Source organism: Pseudomonas sp. lyk4-TYG-107 (assembly GCF_030209055.1).
GTDB classification, from domain to species: domain Bacteria; phylum Pseudomonadota; class Gammaproteobacteria; order Pseudomonadales; family Pseudomonadaceae; genus Aquipseudomonas; species Aquipseudomonas putida_A.
In genome coordinates, this window is sequence record NZ_JARVST010000012.1 from 50456 (window position 1) to 73396 (window position 22941).

Genomic DNA, 22941 nt, shown 5'->3' on the forward strand with positions numbered 1-22941 from the left:
CCTTCGTGAGCAAGCCCACTCCCACCAGTGCGTGTTGGAGTCCTGATTATTTGCGATCCAGCCACACCGTCTGCGCGTTGCAGAACTCGCGCACGCCGAAGTGCGACAACTCGCGACCGAAACCGCTTTTCTTCACGCCACCGAAGGTCACGCGTGGGTCACTGGCCGAATAGCCGTTGATGAACACGCCACCGGTGTCCAGTTCGCTGGTCAGTTGCTGGGCCAGTGCGACGTTGGCGGTATAGATCGTCGCGGTCAGGCCGAAGTCGCTGTCGTTGGCCAGGGCAATGGCGTGGGCGCAATCGCGGGCAGTGATGATCGATGCCACCGGGCCGAACAGTTCCTGTTTGAACGAGGTCATGCGGTCGGTGACATCGGCCAGCACGGTTGGCTCGTAGTAGTTGCCCGGGCCTTGCGCCTTACCGCCGCCGAGCAACAGGGTGGCGCCTTCTTCGAGGGTGTCGCGCACTTGCTGGTCGAGTTCATCACGCAGATCGAAACGCGCCATCGGCCCGATGTAGGTGTCGGCGGACAGCGGATCGCCGACTTTCAATTGACGCGTGGCCTCGACGAATTTGCGGGTGAACTCCTCGACCACGCCTTCTTCGATGATCAGGCGCTTGGCCGCGGCGCAGACCTGGCCGGAGTTCTGGTAGCGACCGATGACGGCAGCCTGCACGGCCTCATCAAGATCCGCATCATTGAGCACGATGAACGGGTCGGAACCACCCAGTTCCAGCACGCACTTCTTCAGCGCGGCACCGGCCTGAGCACCGATGGCCATGCCGGCACGGACGCTGCCGGTCAGGGTTACAGCAGCGATACGCGGGTCGGCGATGGCGGTGGAAACGCCTTCCGGGGTGACGTTGATCACTTCAAATACGCCATCGGCGAAACCGGCGCGCTTGAACGCGTCGCGCAGCAGGTAGGCGCTGCCCATCACGTTCGGCGCATGCTTGAGCACGTAGGTGTTGCCGGCGATAAGCGCCGGAACGGCACCGCGCAGCACTTGCCAGATCGGGAAGTTCCACGGCATCACCGCGAGGATCGGGCCGAGTGGTCGGTACTCGATGCGCGCCTTGCCGCCTTCAACCTGAGTCGGTTCGGCGTCGAGCATGGCCGGACCGTTTTCGGCGTACCACTCACAGAGCTTGGCGCATTTTTCAATTTCGCCACGGGCTTGGGCGATCGGCTTGCCCATTTCCAGGGTGATCATGGTCGCCATGGCTTCGGCGCTGTCACGCAGGGCGCCGGCGAGGGCGGTCAGGGCGCGGGAACGATCCTGCAGCGGCTTGCGTTTCCATTTCGAGAAACCGAACGCGGCGCGGGTCAGCGCAGCGTCGAGGGCTTCGGCGGATTCAAAGGCGTAGTGACCGATCTGCTCGCCGGTGGCGGGGTTGATCGAGATGGCGTGGGTCTGGCTGGAAATCTGGTTCATGGCTGGCTCCTGCGAGTTCAGTGGATGGGCCTAGAGTAGGGTGGCGTTTGTTTTCTGGAAACTGAATAATAAAGATCGTTTCTTTCACGATTGGAGAATGACTGTGGATCTGGTGCAGCTGGAAATCTTCAAGGCCGTTGCCGAGCACGGCAGCATCAGCGCCGCCGCGGCGCAGATTCATCGCGTGCCATCGAACCTGACCACGCGGATCAAACAGCTGGAGCAGGACTTGGGCGTCGACCTGTTCATTCGCGAGAAAAGCCGTCTGCGCCTGTCGCCCGCCGGCTGGAGTTTTCTCGAATACGCGCGGCGCATTCTCGATCTTGTGCAGGAGGCGCGAGCCACGGTCGCGGGAGAAGAGCCGCAGGGCGCGTTTCCTCTTGGCTCGCTGGAAAGCACCGCAGCGGTGCGGATTCCTGAACTGCTCGCGGCGTACAACCAGTTGCATCCCAAGGTCGATCTGGATCTGTCCACCGGCCCGTCCGGGACAATGATCGACGGCGTACTCGCCGGGCGCTTGGCGGCGGCGTTCGTCGATGGCCCGGTGCTGCACCCGGCGCTGGAAGGCGTGCCGGCGTTCGAGGAAGAGATGGTCATCATCGCGCCGCTCAATCACCCCCCGGTGCGGCGCGCGGCGGATGTGAACGGCGAGAACATCTACGCGTTCCGCTCCAACTGCTCCTATCGTCATCACTTCGAAAAATGGTTCAGCACCGACGCTGCCGTGCCGGGCAAGATTTTCGAGATGGAGTCTTACCACGGCATGCTCGCCTGCGTCAGCGCCGGGGCCGGGCTGGCGCTGATGCCGCGCAAAATGCTGCAAAGCATGCCTGGCAGCGCGACGGTCAGCGTCTGGCCGCTGGCGGCGGATTTTCGCTATCTGACCACCTGGCTGGTGTGGCGCCGGGGCACGGTGTCGCGCAGCTTGAGCATGTTCGTGCGTTTGCTGGAGGAGCGCGGTGTGGTGCGTGCGGAAGAGTAATTGACACGTTGTGTCATGGCTGTATCTTGATCGGCGTTTCGCAATATAAAAAACTACACAGCGTAGCCATGAGGAACAAGCAAATGAGTGCAGCCCTGAGCGGTAAAGAAGCGGTCGGTGAGCGGTTTGTGCTGGAAACGATGCGTCATGCGCAGGGCCTGACCTGGAACGCCGTTGATGCCATCGCCAGGGTGATCAAGCCCGGCATGCGTGAGTCCGAAGCCCAGGAGCGGGGCAAGCAGATCCTCGCCGAACTGGGCATGGACCGCATCTGGCATCCGCTGCTGATTCGCTTCGGCGCCAATACGCTGAAGGCGTTCAAGGAGCGTTCCGAAGGCGATCCGGTGCTCGGTGACAACGATATTTTCTTCATTGACATGGGCGTGGTCTGGCAGGGGCACGAAGGCGATGCCGGCGCAACCTTCACCACCGGCTCCGATCCGGAAATGATCGCCTGCGCGGCGGCGTCCAAGGAGCTGTTCAAGCGTGTCGAGGCACTGTGGCGCCAAGGCGTGAGCGGTGTCGAACTTTATCGCTATGCCAGCGATCAGGCTGAAGCCATGGGCTGGAAACTCAATCTCGATATCAAGGGCCACCGCGTCAGCGATTTCCCTCACGCGATCCATCGCGGCGGCAATCTCGGCGATTTCGACCAGACGCCAAATGCCGGGGTGTGGATTCTGGAAATCCAGATCGCCCACCCGCAGCGACCGTTCGGCGCGTTTTATGAAGATCTGTTGATCTGATTGTCACGGCGTACCGTTTCTGCCGTACAGGCGAAAGCCTTCACGTTGGCTCAGACGCTCGTAATAAGCGCTGACGGCGGCATAGTCCGGATGCGCGAGCGGCGTTTCGAACCAGCGGTTGACTGACAGCCCGATGGGGATATCGGCGAGGGAAAACCGGTCGCCACTGACGTAGGCGCCAGTCTTCTGCAACTGTTGATCGAGGATGCCCATGGTCTGCGACCACTGCTCGATGCCCTTGGCCAGAGCGGCGCTGTCCTGATAATTCGCTGACTGGCGCACCAGCGACATGAATGCATACGACCACGACCGGTTCAACTCCGACGCTTGCCAGTCGATCCACTGATCGACCCGCGCACGAACTCGCGGCTCGGCGGGGTAAAGGTCTGCGCCGCCATGGTTGCCCGCCAGATAACGAATGATCGTGTTCGATTCCCACAGGGTGAAATCGCCGTCCTGAATCACCGGCACCATGGCGCAGGGGTTGAGGGCGAGGAACTCCGGGGTGTCGGTGGGTTTGAAGCCCGAGCCCCAATCCTCACGCTCGAACGGGATCTGCAGTTCAGCGCAGGTCCACAGCACTTTGCGCACGTTGATCGATGACGCCTTGCCCAGAATTCGCAGCATGAGTTTTCCCTGTCTCGTGGGTGCCTGTCGGGGCATCAAGAAATACCACACCACAACGCAGAAGGCCCGCGCATGGCGGGCCTTCTTTTTACATCGAATCAATCTCAGTGACTGCCCACCAGTTTCCCGCCCATCATCCGCCGCCGATAGGCGCTGTCACGACTGGCCAGCCAGAAGTACAGCGGCGAGGTCACCAGCAGCCCCACCAGCCACGACAGGTCGGCGCCGTTGATGTGCGCCGACACCGGGCCGACGTACAGCGGGGTGTTCATGAACGGGATCTGCACCGCAATGCCGATCGCATAGGCCAGTAACGCCTGCGGGTTGTAACGTCCGTAGATGCCACCGTCGACCTGGAAGATCGACTGGATGTCGTACTGGCCCTTGTGAATGGCGTAGAAGTCGATCAGGTTGATCGCCGTCCACGGCACCAGCACCACCAACAGCACCAGCACCATGTCGACGAAGTGGCCGATGAAGTCCTTCGACGCGCCGACGGCGGCGAAGCAGCAGGTCAGCAGCACGATGATCGAGATCACCGCACGACTTTTCGCGGTGGGGATCCAGCGGTAGGCAAAGGTCTGTACCAGAGTGATCAGCGACAGCACCGCGCCGTACAGGTTGAGGGCGTTGTGGCTGATCACGCTGAGCAGGAACAGCACCAGCATCAGCGGGCCGATCGAGCCAGTGGCGAGCTTGACCGCATCCATGGTGTCCATGCCCACGGGTGTCGCCAGCACAGCGACGGCACCGAAGATGAACGCCAGACTCGAGCCCAGCGCCGAACCCAGATACGTGGTCCAGAACGTCGACGAGACTTTGACGTCGGCCGGCAAATAACGCGAATAGTCGGACACGTACGGCGCAAACGCGATCTGCCACAGCGCGGCGAGCGACACGGTGGCGAGCCAGCCGGAAAGGTTGAAGCTGCCGCGGGTGAGGAAGTCATCGGTCTGGATATGGGTGAAGATGTAGCCGAAACCGACGACGATGCCGATCCCCAGCACCCAGGTGCCGATGCGGTTGAGCACGTGGATGAAGCGGTAGCCGATGATGCCGATGATCCCCGAGCCGAGGGCGCCGATGACGATGCCGACCGGCACCGGCACGCTGTCGACCACGCCGTGCAGCGACTTGCCGGCCAGCACGATGTTGGAGGCAAAGAAGCCGATGTACATGACCCCGGCAATCAGCACCACCAGCAGCGCGCCGAGCGAGCCGAACTGTGCGCGGCTCTGGATCATCTGTGGAATGCCCATCTGCGGACCTTGCGCCGAGTGCAGCGCCATCAGCACGCCGCCGACCAGATGACCGACCAGAATCGCGACGATGCCCCAGACCAGATTCAAGTGGAACAACTGCACGCCCAGCGCGCCGGTGACGATGGGCAACGGTGCAATGTTGCCGCCGAACCACAGCGTGAACAGATCCCTGACCTTTCCGTGGCGATCTTCGGGGGGCACGTATCCTATCGTGTGTTTTTCAATGAGCGGCGCGGATGTTGTTGCAGAGGTGGACATGACGAACTCCAAGGCAAGGATGAGTACGTGGACGTACTTCGGTAAGCGCCGACACGGACGGCGCATTTCTTGTTGAAGCGATCATGTGCAAAGGCCCGGGATAGATAAATTAGTAAGTTTGTTGCTTCAGACCTTAAAAAATATATGCCGCGTGTAATGCGTAGCTCCGGTATGTTCAGGCTTCACTCTGTCCTGGATTTACACAGTTTTGTGGTGAGGGGATTTATCCCCGATGGGCTGCGAAGCGGCCCCTCTTTTGACTTTAGAAACAGGGGCCGCTTCGCGCCCCATCGGGGATAAATCCCCTCACCACAGAGCCTCCTGACTACAGATAAATGTCCTGACAACAGATAAATCTCCTCACCACAAAAGCGTTGTCTCACTTGCAGAGGTTCATATGGCCGCCTACAACCTGCGCCAGCTCAAATACTTCGTCACCACCGCGGACTGCGGCAGCGTCGCCGAAGCCTCGCGCAAGCTCTATATCGCGCAACCGTCGGTCTCCACCGCGATCAAGCATCTGGAAGAAAGCTTCGGCGTGCAGCTGTTCATCCGCCATCACGCCCAGGGCGTTTCGCTGACGCCCAGCGGCTCGCGGTTCTATCGCAAGGCCCTGGAGTTGCTGCGGGTGGCGCATGAGTTCGAGCAGAACGCGCTGGCCGACAACGACGTGGTCTCGGGGCAGATCGATATCGGCTGTTTCGAAACGGTGGCGCCGCTGTACCTGCCGCGCCTGATCGCCGGGTTCAAGCAGCGCTGGCCGGGGGTGGAAATCCGTATTCGCGATGGCGAGCAGCAGGAGCTGGTACAGGCGTTGACCGCCGGCAGTATCGATATGGCGATGCTGTTTGAACATGACCTCGACACCACCATCGACACCACGCCGCTGATGCCGCCGCAGCAGCCCTATGCGTTGCTGCCGGCCGACCATCGCTTTGCGCAACAGGCTAAAGTCTCGCTGCACGATCTGGTGCTGGAGCCGATGATCCTGCTCGACGTGGTGCCCAGCCGCACCTACTTCGTGAGCATTTTCGAGGAGCGCGGACTGACCCCGCACATCGTCTTCAGCTCGCCGTCGATCGAGATGGTGCGCGGCATGGTCGGGCGCGGTTTCGGCTTTTCGATTCTGGTGACCCGACCGTTCGGCGAGTACACCTACGACGGGCAGAAAGTGGTGTGCGTGCCGCTGGCGGAAACCGTGACCGGCTCGGGCTTGTCGGCAGCCTGGCTGCGTCGGGTGCAACTGACCAAACCGGTGCAGTTGTTCGTTGATCATTGCCGTGAGGAATTGGCCCGACTGCACGCTTGAAGGCAGGCAGTCAGGCCGAAAGGATCAGGCGCGAATCGAGGCCAGCATCCGTTGCAGCATCGCATCGCAGGCATCGAGTTGCGCACGACTGACAAACTCGTCAGGTTTGTGCCCCTGATCCATGCTGCCGGGGCCACAGACCACGGTGGGTATACCCGCCGCATCGAACAGCCCGCCCTCGGTGCCGAACGCCACGGTGCCGTATTCCCGTGAACCGCAAAACGCCGCAATCAGCTCCGCCGCCTGACTCTGCGCATCGGTGGCCAGGCCGGGATAAGCCGACAGCTCACTGAAACGAATCGCACTGTGCTCGCTCACTGCCCGCATGCGCGGCAGCACTTGCTGCTCGGCGTAAGCTTGCAACTGTTGTGCGACCTGGGTTGGATCCTGCGAGGGCAGGGCGCGGATTTCGAAGTCGAAGCGACAGTCGGCAGGGACGATGTTCAGCGCTTTACCGCCGCTGATCACTCCGGTCTGCACCGTGCTGTAGGGCGGATCGAAACGCGCGTCGTGATGCTCGGGCGCCTTCAGTTGCTGGCCGATGCGCCCCAGCTCACCGATCAGCTCGGCGGCGTACTCGATGGCGTTGACCCCCAGCGGTGCGTAAGCCGAATGACACGGATGGCCGTGCACGTCGCAGCGCATCGCCAGTTTGCCTTTATGGCCGAGCACCGGTTTCAACTCGGTCGGTTCACCGATGATGCACAGCAGCGGTTTGACCGGGCGCTGCTCCAGCTCGGCGAGCAACGAGCGCACCCCGAGGCAGCCGACTTCTTCGTCATAGGACAGGGCGATGTGCACGGGCATGCGCAGCTCTGCAGCGACCAGCGCCGGCACCAGCGCCAGCACGCAAGCGATGTAGCCCTTCATGTCGGCGGTACCGCGCCCGAACAGCTTGCCGTCGTGCTCGCTGAGTTCAAACGGCGCTACTGTCCATGGTTGACCATCGACCGGCACCACATCGGTGTGCCCCGAGAGCACGATGCCCGGTTGCTCGGCCGGGCCAATGCTCGCGAACAGATTGGCCTTGCTGCGCTCGGCGTTGTAGATCAGCTCGCACGGCACATCGAAGCCTGCGAGGTAGTCGCGCACGAACTCGATCAGTTGCAGGTTGGATTCGCGGCTGGTGGTGTCGAAGCCCACCAGCGTCCTGAGCAACCCGACGCTGTTCATCGATCATCACCGGCAACGCCATAACCCGGCGCCTTGGCCGGGTCGAGTGCGCGGTCGATGTAGTCCTGCAACTGCGGCTGATAGGCGTCCCAGAGTTTTTGCAACTGGCCGATCGGGTCTTCGTCGGCCCAATCAACGCGCAAATTGACGATCGGCCAGGTCTGTTCGCCGACCACCACCACGGCCGCCGAATGCACCGGCCCGGCTTCGCCACCGAGGGCTTGTGCGGCGTGCAAGGCCTTGAGCAAGCGGTCGGCCAACTGGCCTTCGCCGTCCTCAAAGGCACTGACCATCGCTTCGATTACCGAGCGCCCGGCGAGCATGTTGCCGGCGGCCACGCATTGTTCGCCGGAGACCGCGTTGTGCACGCCGAGGGTTTGCGCGCCGCTGAAATGCGCGGTCTGGCCGAGGTGGTTGATCGCGGTGATCTGCCGGTACTGGCTGTAGCCGTTGCGGGTCAGCACCTGGTCCAGCGCCGCGTCGGGCGCGTGGCCTTGCTCCATCAGCGCCAGGACTTCCGGGCCGAGGGAGGGCAGAGTGATGTTCTGGCTCGACACCGCGCCGACACCCGGCAACAGCCACGGGCAACGCGCGCCGACGGCGATGCTGGAGGAACTGATGGCGACACCGAACTGGCCGGTATCGGGGCAACGGGCTGCGATTGAAAAGGTCATGGTCTAACTCCTTGTGTGTCTGGGCCGGCCTCTTCGCGAGCAGGCTCACTCCTACCTTGAAATGCGTTCCCTTGTAGGAGTGAGCCTGCTCGCGATAGCCGCGACTCGGTCTTCCGACTTACTCGGGAATCACCGCCACCACATCAATCTCCATCAGCCACTGCGGCTGCCCCAGTGCCGACACCACCAGCCCGGTGGAGATCGGGAACACGCCTTTGAGCCACTTGCCGACTTCCTGATACACCGGCTCGCGATAGCGCGGGTCGATCAGGTAGGTGGTGGTCTTGACGATGTGGCTCATGTCGCTGCCGGCTTCCTCCAGCAACTGTTTGACGTTGCGCATCGCCTGTTCGGCCTGCGCACGCGGATCACCGAGGCCCACCAGATTGCCGTCGAAATCAGTGCCGACCTGACCCCGGACATACACGGTATTGCCGGCGCGCACGGCCTGGCACAAATCGTTGTCCAGGGTCTGGTTCGGGTAAGTGTCCTTGGTGTTGAACATACGGATGCGGGTGTGGGTTGGCTTGCTCATGTACAGCTCCAGACGAGGTGATCAGCGGCGCACCGGGCACCGCCGCGAAAGAGGGCAATCAAGCGTCGACGGTATCGGCGGCTTTGGTGCTGGCGGTCGAGTGCAGGGCCGCTTCACGCTGCTCGGCATCCTTGTAGTCGAGGTATTTACGCTGGGTGGCGATGTGATCGGCCACGTGTTTGGCGTCGTGCCACACGCCCCAGATGAACGACGAACCGCGTCGCGACTGCCATGGCAGCCCGAGGAAATACACCCCCGGCTCGCTGGACACGCCGCGCTGGTGCTGCGGTTTGCCCTTGTCGTCAAACGCTGCAACCTGCAGCCAGGAATAATCCACGGCGAACCCGGTGGCCCAGATGATCGAAGTGATACCGGCTTCGGCCAGATCCAGATCGAGCAGCGGATTTTTCACGCACTCGGGATCCGGATAGGTTTCGCGCGCCTCGGGTTCTTCGGGCAGATCCAGGCCGTTGCGTTCGATGTAGGCATCCGCGGCATCCAGCAGCGCCAGATAGTTCTCATCGCCACGCTTGAGGTTGTCACGCAGATCCTGCTTGAAGGTCACTACGCCGTTGTTGAACGACTCGGTCACGCCAACCAGGGTCATGCCGCGATGGGCCAGACCACGGAAGTCGATGGTGCGCCCGCCATGCGCGCCGCTGACCGCGATGGTCACGTGCTCGCGGCCGGGTTTCATCGCCGCCTGATCCCACTCGCCGAGCACCCCCAGCCACCAGCAGAAATCACGGTTGCGATAGGCACGCGGCGGACGGTCATGCGCACCGACCGACAGATAGACCTGCTTGCCGGAACGCTGCAATTCATCGGCAATCTGCACGCCCGACGAACCAGCGCCAACCACCAGCACTGCGCCTGCGGGCAGTTGCTGCGGGTTGCGATAATCAGCGGAGTGGATCTGCAACAGACGTGGGTCTTGCGGCGCGATCGGCGGGATCACCGGGCGCTGGAACGGGCCGGTTGCCGCGACCACGCGGCTGGCCTCGATCACGCCTTCGGAGGTCTCGACGGTGAAGCCCGGACGCCCGACATTGCGCACCACGCTTTTGACCTCGACCCCGGTGCGGATCGGCGCGTTGAATTTCTTCGCATAGGCTTCGAAATAGTCCGCGACGCGCTCCTTGGGGGCGAAACCGTCGGGGTCGACATCATCGAATTCCAGCCCCGGAAAACGGTCGTGCCACGCCGGACCGTTGGCCACCAACGAGTCCCAGCGCCCGCTGCGCCAGCGTTCGGCAATGCGGCTGCGTTCCAGCACCAGATGCGGCACACCGAGTTTGCTCAGGTGCTCGCTCATCGCCACACCGGCCTGTCCGGCCCCCACGACAAGCGTGTCTGTTTTTATTATTTCAGTGGTCATTTCTACATCCTTCCTGGCAAGGCAAGTGGATTCGGATCGCTTCAGGCTTGTCCGTTTTGCTTGCGGTCAGACTAGGCAGGAGGGGGGTATCGGTAAAATATTATTAAGCTGGGATGTGAATACAAATTGCTGAAGCAGAAGGGATGAAGCCAGTAAAACCGCGGCTTGCAGGGCAAGGGGAGGGTTGTCCCGGGCAGGAAAACCCGGGACAGACAATGAAAATTTCTACTTCAAGGACGGGGAGTGTTGCGTCAGTTGCCGTCGGCGACTTTGCGCTCGATTTCATCGGTCTTACGCTTGAGCTCCTCGGCATCCTGTTCCTTTTCACGAATGGACGTGGGTGTAATCACCTCATCCACGGTGCGGGTGTCGTCGTCGCGGTCCTGCAGATCGCGGCGCACCACATCCACCGGTTTGCCCGAGGAATCGAGCGATGGTGCGTTATGCGGGGTTGCAGGCTTGCTGTCGTCGGTGCTTTTCATTTCTCATACCTCCATTGACTTACAACGTTGGATACGACGACATGACACGAGTTCGAGAAATTTCACGGGTGACCGCTGCCGCCCTCGGCTGTGCGCTGCTGATCGCTGCAAATTCAACTCAAGCCGCCAGTTTCGACTGCGACAAGGCCAAATCCATGGACGAAAAAGCCGTTTGCGCCAACCGCGCCTTGAACGACCTGGACGTCACCATGGGCGAGTTGTTCAGCCTCGACAAACGCCTGCTGCCGATGGGCGGGCGCGATGCTTTGATCGGTGAGCAGCAGGCCTTCCTCAAAAGCCGCAAGGCCTGTGGTGCGAAGGTCGATTGTTTGACTGACCTGTATCAGAAGCGCGTCGTTGCCCTGCGCAGCATCATCGAGACGCGGGTGATGACGCAGGGGCCGTTTTGACCCGCTGCGTTTTTCTGCTGCTGGTCAGGTCATGCCGTCAAAGCAAACTCCACGACACCCCGACATAGACCCCCAACCCTTCACCCGGCGTAGACCGCGCCGCATCCTGACCCTTGTCGTCATACCCCGGTGTGACCGTCGCGGCGTAGTGCTTGTTGGTCAGGTTGCGCAGGTCGAGCCAGGTCTGCCAGTCGTTTTTCGGCGCGTTGTAGCCGACGGTGGCGCCGAACAGTGCGTAGGGATCGGCGTAGTAGCTGTTGGCGTAATCCACCGCGACCTTGGACACCAGTTGCGTGTTGACCGCCGCGAAGAAGCCTTGTGGCCAGTCGTGGCGCAGTTCGCCCTGGTAGTAGTGCATCGGCAGGCCGGGCAGGCGGTTGTCGCCGAAGCGCTGGTCGTCGCGGTAGTGGAAATCGCTGAAGGTGTAGGCCTGGCGCAGGCTCAATTTACGTCCGTCGGCGGCTGACCACAGCGTGCTTTGCAGACTGGCTTCCACGCCTTGGTGCACGGTGGGGCTGGCGTTGAGTTCGTACGGGGTGACGGCGTTGGCGTCCGGCAGTACCGACAGCAATTCGTGGCGCACTTGGGCGTAGTACCACGCCAGGCTCCACTGGCCGAGCGCGCTGTCGCCGCGACCGCCGAGTTCGAGGGTGGTCGCGGTCTGGTTCTGCAGTTTGATCGGGTCGCTCTGAGTGCCGGTCGCCGCACCGTTGCCGGCCGGGAAGCGGATGTTCGAGCTGTAGATCAGCGACCATGGGTGCGGTGCTTCGACCGAACGGCTGAGGTTGCCGAACACTTGCAGGTCCGGCGTGACCTGATAGCGCAGGCCCAGACGTGGCGCGTAATCCCAGTCGTTCAGGCTGGTCTTGCCGCCGCTTTGCGGGTAGGTGACGGCGCTTTCGCGGCGGGTGTAAATGGCGGCGAGGCCCGTGGTCAGCCACAGGTCGTCGGCGATTTCCAGGTCGTTGCCCACGTGCAGAACGGTGTCCGAACCCTGATAGGTGAAGTTGCGCATGCGGGTGCCCGGCGCATACGCGGCGGTGTTGCCGGACGGGATGCGTACGAACTCACTGGCGCCGTCGTTCGGCAGGTGTTTGGTGGTGCGCAGGCCCACAGTGCTGCGGCTTTCCATGCCGAACAGGGTGTCGCGGCGCTTGTAATCGAACGTGCCGCTGACATCGGTGTAGGCCACTTTCAGACGGTTCGGGCCTTCGCGCAGGTCCATCGGGTAGTCGTGATAGACCAGCCCGGTCTGGATGCTCGAATCGTCGTCGATGTAGTAGGTGGTCTTGTTGCCGATGAAGGTGCTGCCCGGTTGTTTGCGGCTGTCATCGCGCGCCACGTAGGCCGGGTTGGCCGCCCGTGGAGTGTGCTCGATCGAGTGTTTGGTCACGCGGCCGGCGAGGTCGTTGTCGGTCTCGCGATAGCGGAAGTAGAAGCGGGTTTCCAGGTTCGGATTGAAGCGATAACCGAAGTTGGCGATCACGCCTTTGCTCTCGCTGGCGGTGTGATCCTGATAGCCGTCGGCGTTCGAGTCGGTCAGCGACACGTAGTAATCGAAGTCGCCCAGCACCTGCCCGGAACTCACCTGACGCTGCTGATAACCGTGGCTGCCGGTGGCATAGCGCACCTGCAATTTCGGCGCGTCGTAGCCGGTGTGGCTGACGTAATCGATGGCGCCGCCCAGTGCCAGTGCACCACGATCAAAGCCGTTGGCGCCGCGCAGCACCTCCACATGGTCGAGCCACAGCGGTTCGAGCAGTTCGTAGGGCGTGCCGCCGGGGCCGGTCAGCGGCAGGCCGTCGAGCATCGTGTACAGCCCCGAAGCGTGGGCGCCCGGTGCGCGGTTGATCCCCGAACCACGGATCGAGATTTTCACCCCTTCATTACCCGCCGATTGCGCGTAGACCCCCGGCTGATACGCCAGCACATCCTGATTGCTCGCCACCCGGCCCTGCAACGGCTGGCGCAGGTCGACCACGTTGCTGCCGCCTGGCACTTGCGCCAGACGGGCTTGGGCCTCGGCGACGGAGGCATCGGCGCCGCTTTGTTCTTCAGCCGAAATCAGTACTTGTCCCAACTCCATGCCTTTGGGTTCCTCGGCCATGACCGGGCAGGCGAGGGCCAGGCCCAGCAGGGCAGAGGGCAGGGATTTGGGCGACGGCATCGAAGAAACTCCAGGCAGACAGGAACGGGCAATGAACAGTGCGACGCAAGAAGGAACGACGGAAACACATGGCAATTTTGCTTTTTTAACGGGGCGCTGCGTGGCAGGTGGGGGCAGGAAGGCTCAGGAGGCGGCAGTCAGGGCCATACACGCAGACGACTGGCCGCTTCTATCGCGGCCAGTCGCCCGGCGTATATCAGGATCAAGCAATCTTCAGCGCTATAAGAATGTCCAGCGGTGTCTGGGCAAATGCCCGGGCCTGTTCGGTCATCTCGGCAAGGTTTTCTTCGGCTGTGAGCAGCGGCTGGTCACCCTTGTGCAGCACTTCGCCCTGATCACCGATGACGGCCCACGCCAACTGCGCCCAGTCTTGCGGGTCGGTCATGCCTTGCTTGATCGAAATCAGGAACAACTGCTGCACGCGGCTGATCGGTACGCCACCGCCGGTGACCGGACTGGCCAGCACCTGAATGTTGTTGTTGAACAGCGCGCGTTTGCACAGTTGCAGGTTGAGAGTGTCGCAATGTTCCTGCACCTGCCTTTCGGCGGCTTCGCTCTGGCACGGCGCGGCGACGCCCATGCCGATCAGCACGGTGACAGCCTGCACCAGGTCGTCGTAAGACACGGAGCCGACGGCCATCGACAACTGCTGCAGGGTTTTCGGTGCGTAGGCACTGGCAGCGAGCGCTTCGAGCACCGGGCTGTAAATCTCTGTTTGCAGCGCAGCCTCGCCGGCGGGACCAGTGACCGTGCCGGGAATGCTCTCAATCGCTTGCAGCAGGACAAAACGCGTTCTCAGCAGGCCATCGCGTTGCTCGGCGGCAGACAGCCGATTGGCGCCGCGTACGTACAGATCCCGGCGAAAGTTCTGATTGATGAAGTAGTCGCGCGCCTGTTCGCGCATGATCGGGTGCTCGATACCTTCCAGAAAGTCCATGCCCTCTGCACTCAGATTCAGCGCAGCCACGGTGTCCAGCGGTACGGCCGTAGTGGCGTAGTCGAGTTTGGCTGCGGTCATGGCATCGACCACGTCGATGAAATACTTGCAGTCCCAGTCGCGGTTGAAATACTCGTGGGCCACGTACTGACGGTTCTGGCCCTTGATGCTCTGCAACTGGGCACCCAGGGCCGGCGCCGCTCTGGCGTACTTCGGATTGGCCGCCAGCAGCGTTTCGGAAAACTCCATCGCGGCATCGATGCGTTTGGCCGGGCTGGTCGAGGCCTGGCTGGCAAAGCGATTGTGCAGGCTGAACAGATTGCGCAGTGGCGCCGAAGGCGACCAGCCCGGGAAGCAGTTGTAGCTGACGTACAACATTCCGCCGGGCTTGAGGTGGCGACGGGCGAACTCGACGATCAGTTGCTGATTGTCGCGGCTGACCCAGGACCAGATGCCATGCAGGCTGATGCTGTCGAACGCCGGCAGATCATCGCGGGCCAGCAGTTGCTCGAAACTGTCGTCATACAGACGGGCCTGGCTGTTCCAGTCGTTCGCCAATGCGATGGCATGCGCGGCCTGAGATGGCGTGAAGTCGGTGCCGACGTAGTTGCCCGGGTTGGCGGCGGCGTGGATGTTGATCGAGACACCCTGGCCAAAGCCCAGCTCGCAGTGGTAGCCGCCGCTGCCTTCCAGGGTGGCAAAACCGCGCAACAACAAACAAAAACGCTGGAACACCGGGTTGATTTCCCGGCTGTACGAATAGGTGTAACCCTCGTCGGTGAAATACCCTTCGTTCCAGGCATTGCTCATGGGTGCATCCTTCAATTCGCGAGTGAGAGCCGCTCTTATAAGGGGTTGGCAATGTGCACCACAAGCGGAAAAACATGTAAGTGAATCTTACGATTGCCGAGGCGTTTAGACGTCTGTCTGCCATCTCTGCTGTGGGCCGCAAATCGGTCATGCAGTCTTTCGGGCCAGCGCCCGGGTTAATTCGAGCACCATGCCCTGTAGGAGTCAGCGCCCGTGCGCCGCGTCCGCCAGTTGCCCGGTATCGACCCGCACGAACACCGAATCGCCCACCGCCGTCAGCACTTCCCCGGCGTACACCTCGCAGATCACCCGGGTTTTGCGCCCGACTTCGCCCTCGACCCTGGCGCGCAAGGTCAGGGTGACGCCCATCGGTGTGGGTTTGATGAACTTGAGGCCGAGGTTGCCGGTGACGCAGTCGATGCGCGGCAGGCTGCCCGGCTCGCGATGTTCGTGGCGGTAGTGGTAAGCCATCGCGGTCCAGTTGGAGTGGCAGTCGACCAGCATCGCCAGCAGGCCGCCGTACACCAGGTCCGGCCAGCCACAGTATTTGTCGTCCGGCAGGTGCTCGGCCATCACATGCACGCCGTCTTCGTGCCAGTAGCTTTTGACGTGCAAGCCATGGGGGTTGCGGCCGCCGCAGCCGTAGCAGACGCCTTCGGGGGCGGTGAGGTCTTGCAGAGGCGTTTCGGAACGGGTCATGGGTCTGGTCATCCTGAAGTGGTGAGTCCGGTCAGGCGCAGGCGGTTGCGGCCGCCGCGCTTGGATTCATACAGCGCGGCGTCGCCTTGTTCGATCAATGCCGCGAGGCTGGCCGGCGGCTGGTTGAACAGGGTGGCGCCGATGCTCAGCGTCACCGGCTCGGCGGTGGGAAATGTCTGGATCGCAATGCGCTGAAACTGATCGCGCAGGGCGTCGCCCAGTCTGACGATGTGATCACTCGGCGCGTTGCTCAGCAAAATCACGAACTCGTCCCCGCCCAAACGCGCGGCCAGCGCCTCATCGGCGGTCTCGGCGCGGATCATTTCGCTCAGGGCCACCAGCAAACGGTCGCCGGCGCTGTGGCCGTACTGATCGTTGACCGATTTGAAGTTGTCGATGTCGATCAGCAGCAGGGCGCCGGGATGCGCCGCAGACACGCCCCGCAGCAGGCCCGGCGCGCGCACGTCGAGGGCGCGGCGGTTGTAGAGGGCGGTCAGCGGGTCACGGGCGGCCAGTCGGGCGATCTGCTCCTCGCGCCGGTAGCGTTCGGTGCCGGTCATCGACAGTGCGATCAGCATGATCGCCATCGCGCCCTCGACCAGCGAGATCTGGATGATGACGCCACGGAACGCAGCCAGGTCGATCAGCGTGCCGGGGATCACTACGGTCAGGGCCTTGGCCACATAGAAAATCCCATGCCCGAGCAGCACGTAGCGCAATTGCACCGCACCGACGCTCAGCGATCTGCCATGCGGGCGCAGCAGCAAGCTGGCCTTGAGCGTCGAGGCGGCGACCAGCAGCGAGTTGGCGGCCAGCATGACTTTCGACCACAGCGGCCCGTCCGGCAGCAACAGCAAAACCAGCCAGGTGACGAAAATCAGGTACCAGGCGCGTGACAGGCGGATCTGCGTAAAGCGCGCCACCCCCAGCAGAAACAGGAAGTGCGCGGTCACCAGCAAGCCATTGGCAAACCAGATGCCGATCAGCAGAAAACCGTTGCTGCGCAGCAGGGCCAGGGTGGAACCGATGGTGATGGTGGCGAAACCGGCGCTCCAGAACAGCAGCGAAGGCTCACGAATACTGCGCCACTCGACCGCCAGATACAGCGCGGCGGCGGCTGCGAGAGCGATCGAGATGGTCAGCATCGTTGGTGGGTCGAGCGGCATTTCCGGGGGAGCCTGTCAGAAGGTCGGTAAGGCCGCCGATTGTAAGCGTTCGGGGCCGTTTTGGCAGGCGCCGCATACGATCATCACCGACCGGCGTCCACGCTCATTCGTGAGGCGTGAGCCAAGTGTCGACGACCCGTCGATCCAGTTCTTCCCAATAAGCCATGCCCAGCACCCGCGTGGTGTTCAACCCACGCAAATAGCCACGCAACTGATTGGCGGTATCGCGCTTGAGCTGCGCATCGGTGATGTCCTTGTCCAGCAACACGTTTTCGTACTGCACCAGGTATTCCGCCACCCGCTCGCGAAAATCGGGCAAAACCGCGTCGCGGATCAGGTCAAAGGTTCTCAAATCGGCTTCCTCACTGTTGTTTTAGTCATTGGGGATGAGTGTGTACCCGTCTTTATCGTGCGCAACTATCGCTAGAAGTAATAGTGACCATCACGAAACGCAAGTTCAGCTTTGCATTCAATAGGCGGAAAATTGCCTTCATTGAAAACGCAGCTCAAGGAAATTGCGCGATGAAGACCCTGACCCGACTGGCGCTGACCGCTCTGCTTATGAGCGGCATGGTAGCCACGGCACCGTCTTACGCCGACGACGCCTGTGCGTGTCATCTTCAGCCAATCGCCGGCAGCAGCGCGACTTTGCAGCATTCACAGACCGTGGGTGTGTTGTACAGCGAAAACACCCGGGAAAACCTGCAATACCTGACGCGTTACCACGACATGGCGCTGCACGGTGCCAAGGATGCACTGGATTCGCGAATCCGCGCCGCCTTTGTCAGCAGCTCCGACCCGGAACTGGCGATCGACTGGTTGCTCAGCTCGTTGCAGCGCCAGTTCATGTCGGTGACTGTTTACGACAACCTCGATGCACTGATTCTGGCGCATCCGGACATTGTGGTGAAACTCGACACCTTCAATCGCCTGCTGACTCAGCAGAACAGCCTGTACGAGGCGCATTTCATCGCGCGTTTCTACGATGCCGACCTGCAGTACATCGGCAAGGCCGAAGGCTCGGTGGAGAAACAGATTCCGTCGGTCTGGGTACACGACAAAGCAGCACACGAGATTGCCGCGCAGATCGAGCAACAACGTGACCTGCAACTCAATGCCTTGAAGCAGTTCGACGCCTCGCTCAAGGCGCTGGTGGCTTCCAGCTGAACACTCAAAACCAAAAGGGCAGCGGCGGCGCCGTGACGCTGAACCGCTGCCGGATGAACCGGACTTTTATTTTCAGGATTACACCGATGCGTACTTTTTTTGCCCCGACCCTGGCCGTTGCTTCCTTGCTGCTCGCCGGTTGCGCCTCCGCACCGAACGACCCGACGCTGACCTTGCAGACCAACAAGACTCCGGCGCAATACGCCGATTGCGTAGTGCCGAAGCTGCAGGGCAGTGCGCTGAACCCGACCGTCTCGCAGACCCAGCGCAGCTACCGCATCGTGGTGCCGAGCAAGGTGTCGGCAGACAACGTGCTGGAAGCCTACAAGGCCGGCAACGGCGGCAAGGTGTTCATCTACGAGCGTCACTTGCTGGCCTCGAATTTCCTGCCTTCCAGTTTTGAACGCGCTGCCCAGGATTGCATCTGACCCGGCTGCGCAAACCGTTCTGACCGAGCTCCTTTGGTTGGCCGCAACCAGCCAATACTTTGCCCCGCACCTCATTCGGTTGCGGGGCTTTTTTTGTCTGACGTTTGCTGCTGTGACGACGCCGACAATCGACCGCTCGCCCGGAGTCGTCGGCTTCTTGCGCCGTCATATTGAAATATGGTTGTATGGTACAACTAAATTTCAGCGGTGATGTGTCATGAGTATCCCTTCAGCCTTGATCGAAGAAATCCGTACAGCGTCGCGCACGATGGTGCGTGAGTTCGGTTTCCTGCGCGCCACCTTGGCGGCGACCGATTATTCAGCCTCCGGCGTGCACGCATTGCTGGAAATCGAGGCCGGGGACGGCGTCAGCGCTGCGCAACTGGCGCAAAGCCTTGGCCTGGAAAAATCCAGTGTCAGCCGCATGGTCGGCAAACTGATCAAGGCCGGGGAGATCGAGGAGCGTGCCGCCGAGGACGCGCGGGTCAAGCATCTGCACTTGACGCCGCAGGGCCGGCAGACCGTCGCCGACATTCATGCCTATGGCCAGGCCCAGGTCAGCAAGGCACTGGACACGCTCAATCCGTCGCAACAACAGAGCGTGGCGCAGGGCCTGTCAACCTACGCGCATGCGCTCAAGACCATCCGTCTGGGCGCCGACCGGCCACTTACGCCGAACCTGCACATCAGCGCCGGCTATCGCCCCGGGCTGATCGGCCGCGTGGCGCAAATGCATGCGGATTATTATTCGCGGCATTCCGGTTTCGGCGCGATCTTTGAAAGCCGCGTCGCCCGTGAAACGGCGGAGTTTGTCGGGCGCCTCGATCAGCCCTGCAACCAGATCTGGGTAGCCACGCTTGATGAGCGCATCGTCGGCTCGATCGCAATCGACGGCCAGGATCTGGGCAACAATCAGGCGCATTTGCGCTGGTTCATCCTCGACGACGGCTGCCGCGGCAGTGGCGTGGGCCGGCAACTGCTGAGCGCGGCAGTGGAGTTTTGCGATCAGCAGGGTTTTGATGCGATCCAGCTCTGGACCTTCAAGGGCCTCGACGCCGCGCGCCGACTGTACGAAGCGGCCGGGTTCGAATTGACCATGGAAGAGCAGGGCAGTCAGTGGGGTAGCGTGGTGACGGAACAGCAGTTCACCCGCCACCGGACGTGATCGCTACTGTTCCAGCCAGTCAGGATAGATCTGCACAAAGTGCTGCTGCAGCCATTCGACAAATACTTGTACCTGCGCAGCCAGGTGCGTGCGGCTGGGGTACAGCAGTGATACCGGGCGCGGGGTGGGCCGATAGGCGCTGAGGATTTCCACCAGGGTGCCGCTGGCCAGATATTCGGCCACGGTGATGCCTGGCGCCTGAATGATTCCAAAGCCCGCTACGCCGCACTGCACGTAAGCATTCGACTCGGTGACGGTGATGCCGGCGTTGCTGATGAACGCGCGGTCTTTGCCTTTGACCGAGAAGTGCCAGGGCAATGTCCTGTTGTTTTGGCCGGAAAGAAAATTCACCCCGCGATGGGCATTCAGATCGTCGAGTGTCCGCGGTTCGCCGTGTTCCTGCAGATACTCGGGGGCTGCGCACGTGACCATGGTCGCCATGGCGATCGGGCGAGCGATCAAGGTCGAGTCCGGTAACTCGCCAATTCGTAACGCGCAGTCGATGCCTTCACCGATCAGGTCGACCGCCCGATCAGTCACGCCCAGCACCATGTCGATCCCGGGGAAGGCGCTGGTGAAGGTTTTCAGGTTTTTGATGAAGTCCAGTTGCGCGAACGCGGTCGGGATATCGACCCGAAGCCGGCCTTCGAGCGTTGCTCCGCTGCGGTCGAACATCGAAGTGGCGGCCGAGATATCCGCGAGAATTTCCTGCACTCGCTCATAGAACAGTTGGCCTTCGGTGGTGAGCGCGACTTTTCTGGTGGTGCGCTGAAACAGACGCACACCCAGGGATGTTTCCAGCTCCTGGATGTAACGGGTGACCTGGGGGCGCCCGATGTCCAGCGATTCGGCGGCTTTAGTGAAGCTGCCGAGCTCGGCAAGCCGAGCGAACAGTCGCATCGATTGCAGCAATTCCATGATCGGGACCTGACGGAATTCAATTGTTGCTTGAGGATAGAATAATCATGTGCCTTTTTGCGTATTTATTGCGCGAGCCCAACAGCGAAAGATGTGCCCAGGCAAACCCTTGGTGGTTTGCAGCCATTGATCCGTTTTTGGAGATTCGCAATGAAAGCCTGGTTACTGAAAGAGTTCGGCCTCGACAATCTGCACCTGGAAGAGACAGCGACCCCGCAGCCACAGTCCGGCGAATTGCTGGTAAAGGTCGGCGCCGTGTCCCTCAATTTTCGCGACAAGGCGATCGTTGACGGCATCTACGAGCCGCACATGGTGCCCAAACCGTTGATTCCGGTGAGCGACGCAGCGGGCACCGTGGTCGCGGTGGGTGACGGCGTCAGCCGCTTCAAGGTCGGCGATCGGGTCAACTCGCATCTGTATTCCCGCTGGCTGGATGGCGAGCCGGGGCCGAATGAACCGGACTACTGCTTTGGTTCGCCGCTGCCCGGCGGACTGGCCGAATACATGATCATCCACGAAGACAGCGCCGTTGCCGCGCCGGACAACATGAGCGACGAAGAGGCGGCGACGTTGCCGATTGCTGCGCTCACGGCGTGGTACTCACTGGTCGACTTTGGACAGATCCAGCCCGGTCAGACCGTGCTGGTTCAAGGCACGGGCGGGGTGTCGATTTTTGCCGTGCAGATCGCCACGGCGCTGGGCGCCAAAGTGATCGCCACATCGAGTAGCGAGCACAATCTGCAAGCCGTGAAGGAACTGGGAGCGGTCGCGGGCGTGAACTACAGAACGACACCGAACTGGGCCGATGAAGTGTTGCGGCTGACTGACGGCAAAGGCGTGGATCTGCTGCTCGACGTGGCCGGTGGCAACGGCATCAATCAGTCGGTTGCAGCGACCAAGGCTTCCGGGCGCATTGCCCAGATCGGCTTTTTGACCGGGCAGACCGTTGCACTCAATCTGATGCCGCTGATTTTCCGCCAGACCACCATTCGCGGTATCGCCGTGGCACCGCGCTCATCCTTCGACCGAATGAACGTCTTCCTCAACCAGCACAAGATTCGCCCGGTGATCGATCAGGTGTATCCGTTCGAGAAAGCGCGCGAGGCGTACGAGCATCTGGCGAAGGGCGCGTTTGGCAAAGTGGTGATCAAAGTCGCCTGATATAGGCACAGGGCCAGGCAACGGGGCTCAATGCGATTGCGCCAGACCCTGTTGCGCCTTGGCTCTGGCGATCGAAAACGCCTTCGGCAGGCTGGCGCCATTCTTCGCGGCCAGGATCTCGGCCATCACGCTGACCGCGATCTCCGCCGGTGTCTTGCTGCCAATGTAGATGCCGATTGGCCCGTGCAGCCGCTCGAGTGATGCCTGGGTCTCACCAAAATGCTCGATCAGACGTTCGCGGCGCAGTTGGCTATTGCGCCGCGAGCCGATGGCGCCGATGTAAAACGCCGGGCTGTGGAGGGCCTCGAGCAGTGCCAGATCGTCGAGTCGCGGATCATGGCTCAAGGCGACGATGCAGGTGCGCAGATCAACCGCGAAGTCGCGCACCACGTCATCCGGCATGCCGATGATCCGCTCCACACCGTTCACCGCCCAGGTTTCGATGTATTCGGCACGCGGGTCGCACACCGCGACCTTGAAGCCGTTGAACAGCGCCATGGTCGCCAGATACTCGGCCAGCGCGCCGGCACCGATCATCAGCAGCCGATACCCCGGCCCGAGGGTATTGAGCATCCGGTGACCGTCGAAACTGAATTGCTCAGGAGTTGCCGTGGTTTCCAGCGTGACGCGACCGCTATCCAGTGCCAGGCAGCGGCGCACCAGTTGCCCGGCATCCAGTTGCACCAGCAGTTCGTCGAGCACCTGCCAGGACGGGTTGAACTCCAGAATCAGCTCAAGCGTGCCGCCACAGGGCAAACCGAAACGATGCGCTTCGTCGGCACTGACGCCGTAGCGCACCACCTCGGGCGCACTGTCCTTGAGGCCGCTGCCGCCATGCGCGGTGGTGTAGCGCTGGATCAGGTCGTCCTCGATGCAGCCGCCGGACACGCTGCCCACCACGCGACCGTCGTTACGCAAGGCCATCATCGACCCTGTCGGGCGCGGCGAAGAGCCCCATGTGCGCGCCACCGTGGCGAGCAACACTTGCTCGCCGGCGGCGAGCCAGTCCCGCGCGGTGCGCAGGACCAGCAAGTCGATGCTTTCCATCA

23 protein-coding genes are annotated in these 22941 nt (G+C 61.8%); 8 read left to right on the top strand and 15 right to left on the bottom strand.

What is annotated here, in order from left to right; all coding sequences use genetic code 11:
• Positions 1–46: 46 nt before the first annotated feature.
• Positions 47–1438, bottom strand: coding sequence for an aldehyde dehydrogenase family protein (locus tag QRN61_RS11400; RefSeq protein ID WP_285373802.1), 1392 nt, complete (start codon positions 1436–1438; stop codon positions 47–49).
• A gap of 103 nt (positions 1439–1541) precedes the next feature.
• Here QRN61_RS11400 and ptrR point away from each other — a divergent pair, with 103 nt between their 5' ends.
• Together ptrR and QRN61_RS11410 are read left to right on the top strand one after the other, a co-directional pair.
• The gene (ptrR, locus tag QRN61_RS11405) at positions 1542–2420 is read left to right on the top strand and encodes a putrescine utilization regulator PtrR (RefSeq protein ID WP_096796445.1); all 879 of its coding nucleotides are present in this window, start codon (positions 1542–1544) and stop codon (positions 2418–2420) included.
• 83 nt (positions 2421–2503) lie between these two features.
• Positions 2504–3166, top strand: a complete 663-nt coding sequence (locus QRN61_RS11410; RefSeq protein ID WP_285373803.1) for a M24 family metallopeptidase — start codon at positions 2504–2506, stop codon at positions 3164–3166.
• A gap of 3 nt (positions 3167–3169) precedes the next feature.
• Here QRN61_RS11410 and QRN61_RS11415 read toward each other — a convergent pair whose 3' ends face one another.
• Together QRN61_RS11415 and QRN61_RS11420 are read right to left on the bottom strand one after the other, a co-directional pair.
• Entirely contained in the window at positions 3170–3793 is a 624-nt protein-coding gene (locus QRN61_RS11415) for a glutathione S-transferase family protein (RefSeq protein ID WP_285373804.1), read from the bottom strand.
• A gap of 104 nt (positions 3794–3897) precedes the next feature.
• Positions 3898–5313, bottom strand: coding sequence for a purine-cytosine permease family protein (locus tag QRN61_RS11420; RefSeq protein ID WP_285373805.1), 1416 nt, complete (start codon positions 5311–5313; stop codon positions 3898–3900).
• A 397-nt stretch (positions 5314–5710) separates the two neighbouring features.
• Here QRN61_RS11420 and QRN61_RS11425 point away from each other — a divergent pair, with 397 nt between their 5' ends.
• Entirely contained in the window at positions 5711–6622 is a 912-nt protein-coding gene (locus QRN61_RS11425; protein ID WP_096796405.1) for a LysR family transcriptional regulator, read from the top strand.
• 24 nt (positions 6623–6646) lie between these two features.
• Here the strand turns inward: QRN61_RS11425 and argE are convergent, their stop codons facing one another.
• The 5 genes from argE to QRN61_RS11450 form a co-directional block, all read right to left on the bottom strand.
• Entirely contained in the window at positions 6647–7795 is a 1149-nt protein-coding gene (argE, locus tag QRN61_RS11430) for an acetylornithine deacetylase (RefSeq protein ID WP_139054755.1), read from the bottom strand.
• Positions 7792–8469: a DUF1028 domain-containing protein gene (locus QRN61_RS11435; RefSeq protein ID WP_285373806.1), complete on the bottom strand. Its 678-nt coding sequence runs from the start codon at positions 8467–8469 to the stop codon at positions 7792–7794. Before QRN61_RS11435 ends, argE begins: the two co-directional genes overlap by 4 nt.
• A gap of 118 nt (positions 8470–8587) precedes the next feature.
• Positions 8588–9004: a RidA family protein gene (locus QRN61_RS11440; protein WP_003225869.1), complete on the bottom strand. Its 417-nt coding sequence runs from the start codon at positions 9002–9004 to the stop codon at positions 8588–8590.
• Between the two features lie 58 nt (positions 9005–9062).
• The gene (locus QRN61_RS11445; protein WP_115989538.1) at positions 9063–10382 is read right to left on the bottom strand and encodes a flavin-containing monooxygenase; all 1320 of its coding nucleotides are present in this window, start codon (positions 10380–10382) and stop codon (positions 9063–9065) included.
• A 251-nt stretch (positions 10383–10633) separates the two neighbouring features.
• On the bottom strand, positions 10634–10864 hold the full coding sequence (locus QRN61_RS11450; protein ID WP_115989539.1) for a hypothetical protein: 231 nt from the start codon (positions 10862–10864) through the stop codon (positions 10634–10636).
• Positions 10865–10905: 41 nt separating this feature from the next.
• On the opposite strand from QRN61_RS11450, the gene QRN61_RS11455 reads away from it, so the two are divergent.
• Positions 10906–11274 carry a lysozyme inhibitor LprI family protein gene (locus tag QRN61_RS11455; protein WP_115989540.1) on the top strand — a complete coding sequence of 123 codons (369 nt, stop codon included), beginning with the start codon at positions 10906–10908 and terminating at the stop codon, positions 11272–11274.
• A 37-nt stretch (positions 11275–11311) separates the two neighbouring features.
• On the opposite strand, the gene QRN61_RS11460 is transcribed toward QRN61_RS11455, so the two are convergent.
• The 5 genes from QRN61_RS11460 to QRN61_RS11480 all read right to left on the bottom strand — a co-directional run bounded on the left by QRN61_RS11460 (position 11312) and on the right by QRN61_RS11480 (position 17405).
• On the bottom strand, positions 11312–13441 hold the full coding sequence (locus QRN61_RS11460; protein WP_285373807.1) for a TonB-dependent receptor family protein: 2130 nt from the start codon (positions 13439–13441) through the stop codon (positions 11312–11314).
• A gap of 202 nt (positions 13442–13643) precedes the next feature.
• The gene (locus tag QRN61_RS11465; RefSeq protein WP_285373808.1) at positions 13644–15188 is read right to left on the bottom strand and encodes a methyltransferase regulatory domain-containing protein; all 1545 of its coding nucleotides are present in this window, start codon (positions 15186–15188) and stop codon (positions 13644–13646) included.
• Positions 15189–15392: 204 nt separating this feature from the next.
• Entirely contained in the window at positions 15393–15887 is a 495-nt protein-coding gene (locus QRN61_RS11470) for a PaaI family thioesterase (protein ID WP_285373809.1), read from the bottom strand.
• Between the two features lie 8 nt (positions 15888–15895).
• The gene (locus QRN61_RS11475) at positions 15896–17053 is read right to left on the bottom strand and encodes a GGDEF domain-containing protein (protein ID WP_285373810.1); all 1158 of its coding nucleotides are present in this window, start codon (positions 17051–17053) and stop codon (positions 15896–15898) included.
• Between the two features lie 103 nt (positions 17054–17156).
• Positions 17157–17405 (bottom strand): hypothetical protein, encoded by a 249-nt coding sequence (locus QRN61_RS11480; protein ID WP_027613011.1) that lies wholly within the window; start codon positions 17403–17405, stop codon positions 17157–17159.
• 170 nt (positions 17406–17575) lie between these two features.
• Between QRN61_RS11480 and QRN61_RS11485 the strand changes: the two genes are divergently transcribed.
• From QRN61_RS11485 to QRN61_RS11495, 3 genes are all read left to right on the top strand, one after another.
• The gene (locus QRN61_RS11485; protein WP_285373811.1) at positions 17576–18220 is read left to right on the top strand and encodes an ATPase; all 645 of its coding nucleotides are present in this window, start codon (positions 17576–17578) and stop codon (positions 18218–18220) included.
• 86 nt (positions 18221–18306) lie between these two features.
• Entirely contained in the window at positions 18307–18648 is a 342-nt protein-coding gene (locus QRN61_RS11490) for a YajG family lipoprotein (protein ID WP_285373812.1), read from the top strand.
• Between the two features lie 217 nt (positions 18649–18865).
• On the top strand, positions 18866–19813 hold the full coding sequence (locus QRN61_RS11495; protein ID WP_285373813.1) for a bifunctional helix-turn-helix transcriptional regulator/GNAT family N-acetyltransferase: 948 nt from the start codon (positions 18866–18868) through the stop codon (positions 19811–19813).
• A 3-nt stretch (positions 19814–19816) separates the two neighbouring features.
• Here the strand turns inward: QRN61_RS11495 and QRN61_RS11500 are convergent, their stop codons facing one another.
• Positions 19817–20713, bottom strand: a complete 897-nt coding sequence (locus tag QRN61_RS11500; protein WP_177408971.1) for a LysR family transcriptional regulator — start codon at positions 20711–20713, stop codon at positions 19817–19819.
• Positions 20714–20881: 168 nt separating this feature from the next.
• On the opposite strand from QRN61_RS11500, the gene QRN61_RS11505 reads away from it, so the two are divergent.
• Positions 20882–21892 carry a zinc-dependent alcohol dehydrogenase family protein gene (locus tag QRN61_RS11505; RefSeq protein WP_150368841.1) on the top strand — a complete coding sequence of 337 codons (1011 nt, stop codon included), beginning with the start codon at positions 20882–20884 and terminating at the stop codon, positions 21890–21892.
• Between the two features lie 27 nt (positions 21893–21919).
• Here the strand turns inward: QRN61_RS11505 and QRN61_RS11510 are convergent, their stop codons facing one another.
• Positions 21920–22939, bottom strand: a complete 1020-nt coding sequence (locus tag QRN61_RS11510) for an XdhC family protein (RefSeq protein WP_027613017.1) — start codon at positions 22937–22939, stop codon at positions 21920–21922.
• Positions 22940–22941 lie beyond the last annotated feature (2 nt).

What these genes read in the sequence shown, in the direction of transcription:
- QRN61_RS11445 (WP_115989538.1), bottom strand. Translation starts at nt 10,382, where the DNA reads ATGACCACTGAAATAATAAAAACAGACACGCTTGTCGTGGGGGCCGGA.
- QRN61_RS11500 (WP_177408971.1), bottom strand. Translation starts at nt 20,713, where the DNA reads ATGCGACTGTTCGCTCGGCTTGCCGAGCTCGGCAGCTTCACTAAAGCC.
- QRN61_RS11435 (WP_285373806.1), bottom strand. Translation starts at nt 8,469, where the DNA reads ATGACCTTTTCAATCGCAGCCCGTTGCCCCGATACCGGCCAGTTCGGT.
- QRN61_RS11505 (WP_150368841.1), top strand. Translation starts at nt 20,882, where the DNA reads ATGAAAGCCTGGTTACTGAAAGAGTTCGGCCTCGACAATCTGCACCTG.
- QRN61_RS11440 (WP_003225869.1), bottom strand. Translation starts at nt 9,004, where the DNA reads ATGAGCAAGCCAACCCACACCCGCATCCGTATGTTCAACACCAAGGAC.
- QRN61_RS11490 (WP_285373812.1), top strand. Translation starts at nt 18,307, where the DNA reads ATGCGTACTTTTTTTGCCCCGACCCTGGCCGTTGCTTCCTTGCTGCTC.
- QRN61_RS11420 (WP_285373805.1), bottom strand. Translation starts at nt 5,313, where the DNA reads ATGTCCACCTCTGCAACAACATCCGCGCCGCTCATTGAAAAACACACG.
- QRN61_RS11425 (WP_096796405.1), top strand. Translation starts at nt 5,711, where the DNA reads ATGGCCGCCTACAACCTGCGCCAGCTCAAATACTTCGTCACCACCGCG.
- QRN61_RS11415 (WP_285373804.1), bottom strand. Translation starts at nt 3,793, where the DNA reads ATGCTGCGAATTCTGGGCAAGGCGTCATCGATCAACGTGCGCAAAGTG.
- QRN61_RS11460 (WP_285373807.1), bottom strand. Translation starts at nt 13,441, where the DNA reads ATGCCGTCGCCCAAATCCCTGCCCTCTGCCCTGCTGGGCCTGGCCCTC.
- QRN61_RS11495 (WP_285373813.1), top strand. Translation starts at nt 18,866, where the DNA reads ATGAGTATCCCTTCAGCCTTGATCGAAGAAATCCGTACAGCGTCGCGC.
- QRN61_RS11470 (WP_285373809.1), bottom strand. Translation starts at nt 15,887, where the DNA reads ATGACCCGTTCCGAAACGCCTCTGCAAGACCTCACCGCCCCCGAAGGC.
- QRN61_RS11455 (WP_115989540.1), top strand. Translation starts at nt 10,906, where the DNA reads ATGACACGAGTTCGAGAAATTTCACGGGTGACCGCTGCCGCCCTCGGC.
- QRN61_RS11475 (WP_285373810.1), bottom strand. Translation starts at nt 17,053, where the DNA reads ATGCCGCTCGACCCACCAACGATGCTGACCATCTCGATCGCTCTCGCA.
- QRN61_RS11510 (WP_027613017.1), bottom strand. Translation starts at nt 22,939, where the DNA reads ATGGAAAGCATCGACTTGCTGGTCCTGCGCACCGCGCGGGACTGGCTC.
- QRN61_RS11485 (WP_285373811.1), top strand. Translation starts at nt 17,576, where the DNA reads ATGAAGACCCTGACCCGACTGGCGCTGACCGCTCTGCTTATGAGCGGC.
- argE (WP_139054755.1), bottom strand. Translation starts at nt 7,795, where the DNA reads ATGAACAGCGTCGGGTTGCTCAGGACGCTGGTGGGCTTCGACACCACC.
- QRN61_RS11400 (WP_285373802.1), bottom strand. Translation starts at nt 1,438, where the DNA reads ATGAACCAGATTTCCAGCCAGACCCACGCCATCTCGATCAACCCCGCC.
- QRN61_RS11465 (WP_285373808.1), bottom strand. Translation starts at nt 15,188, where the DNA reads ATGAGCAATGCCTGGAACGAAGGGTATTTCACCGACGAGGGTTACACC.
- QRN61_RS11410 (WP_285373803.1), top strand. Translation starts at nt 2,504, where the DNA reads ATGAGTGCAGCCCTGAGCGGTAAAGAAGCGGTCGGTGAGCGGTTTGTG.
- QRN61_RS11450 (WP_115989539.1), bottom strand. Translation starts at nt 10,864, where the DNA reads ATGAAAAGCACCGACGACAGCAAGCCTGCAACCCCGCATAACGCACCA.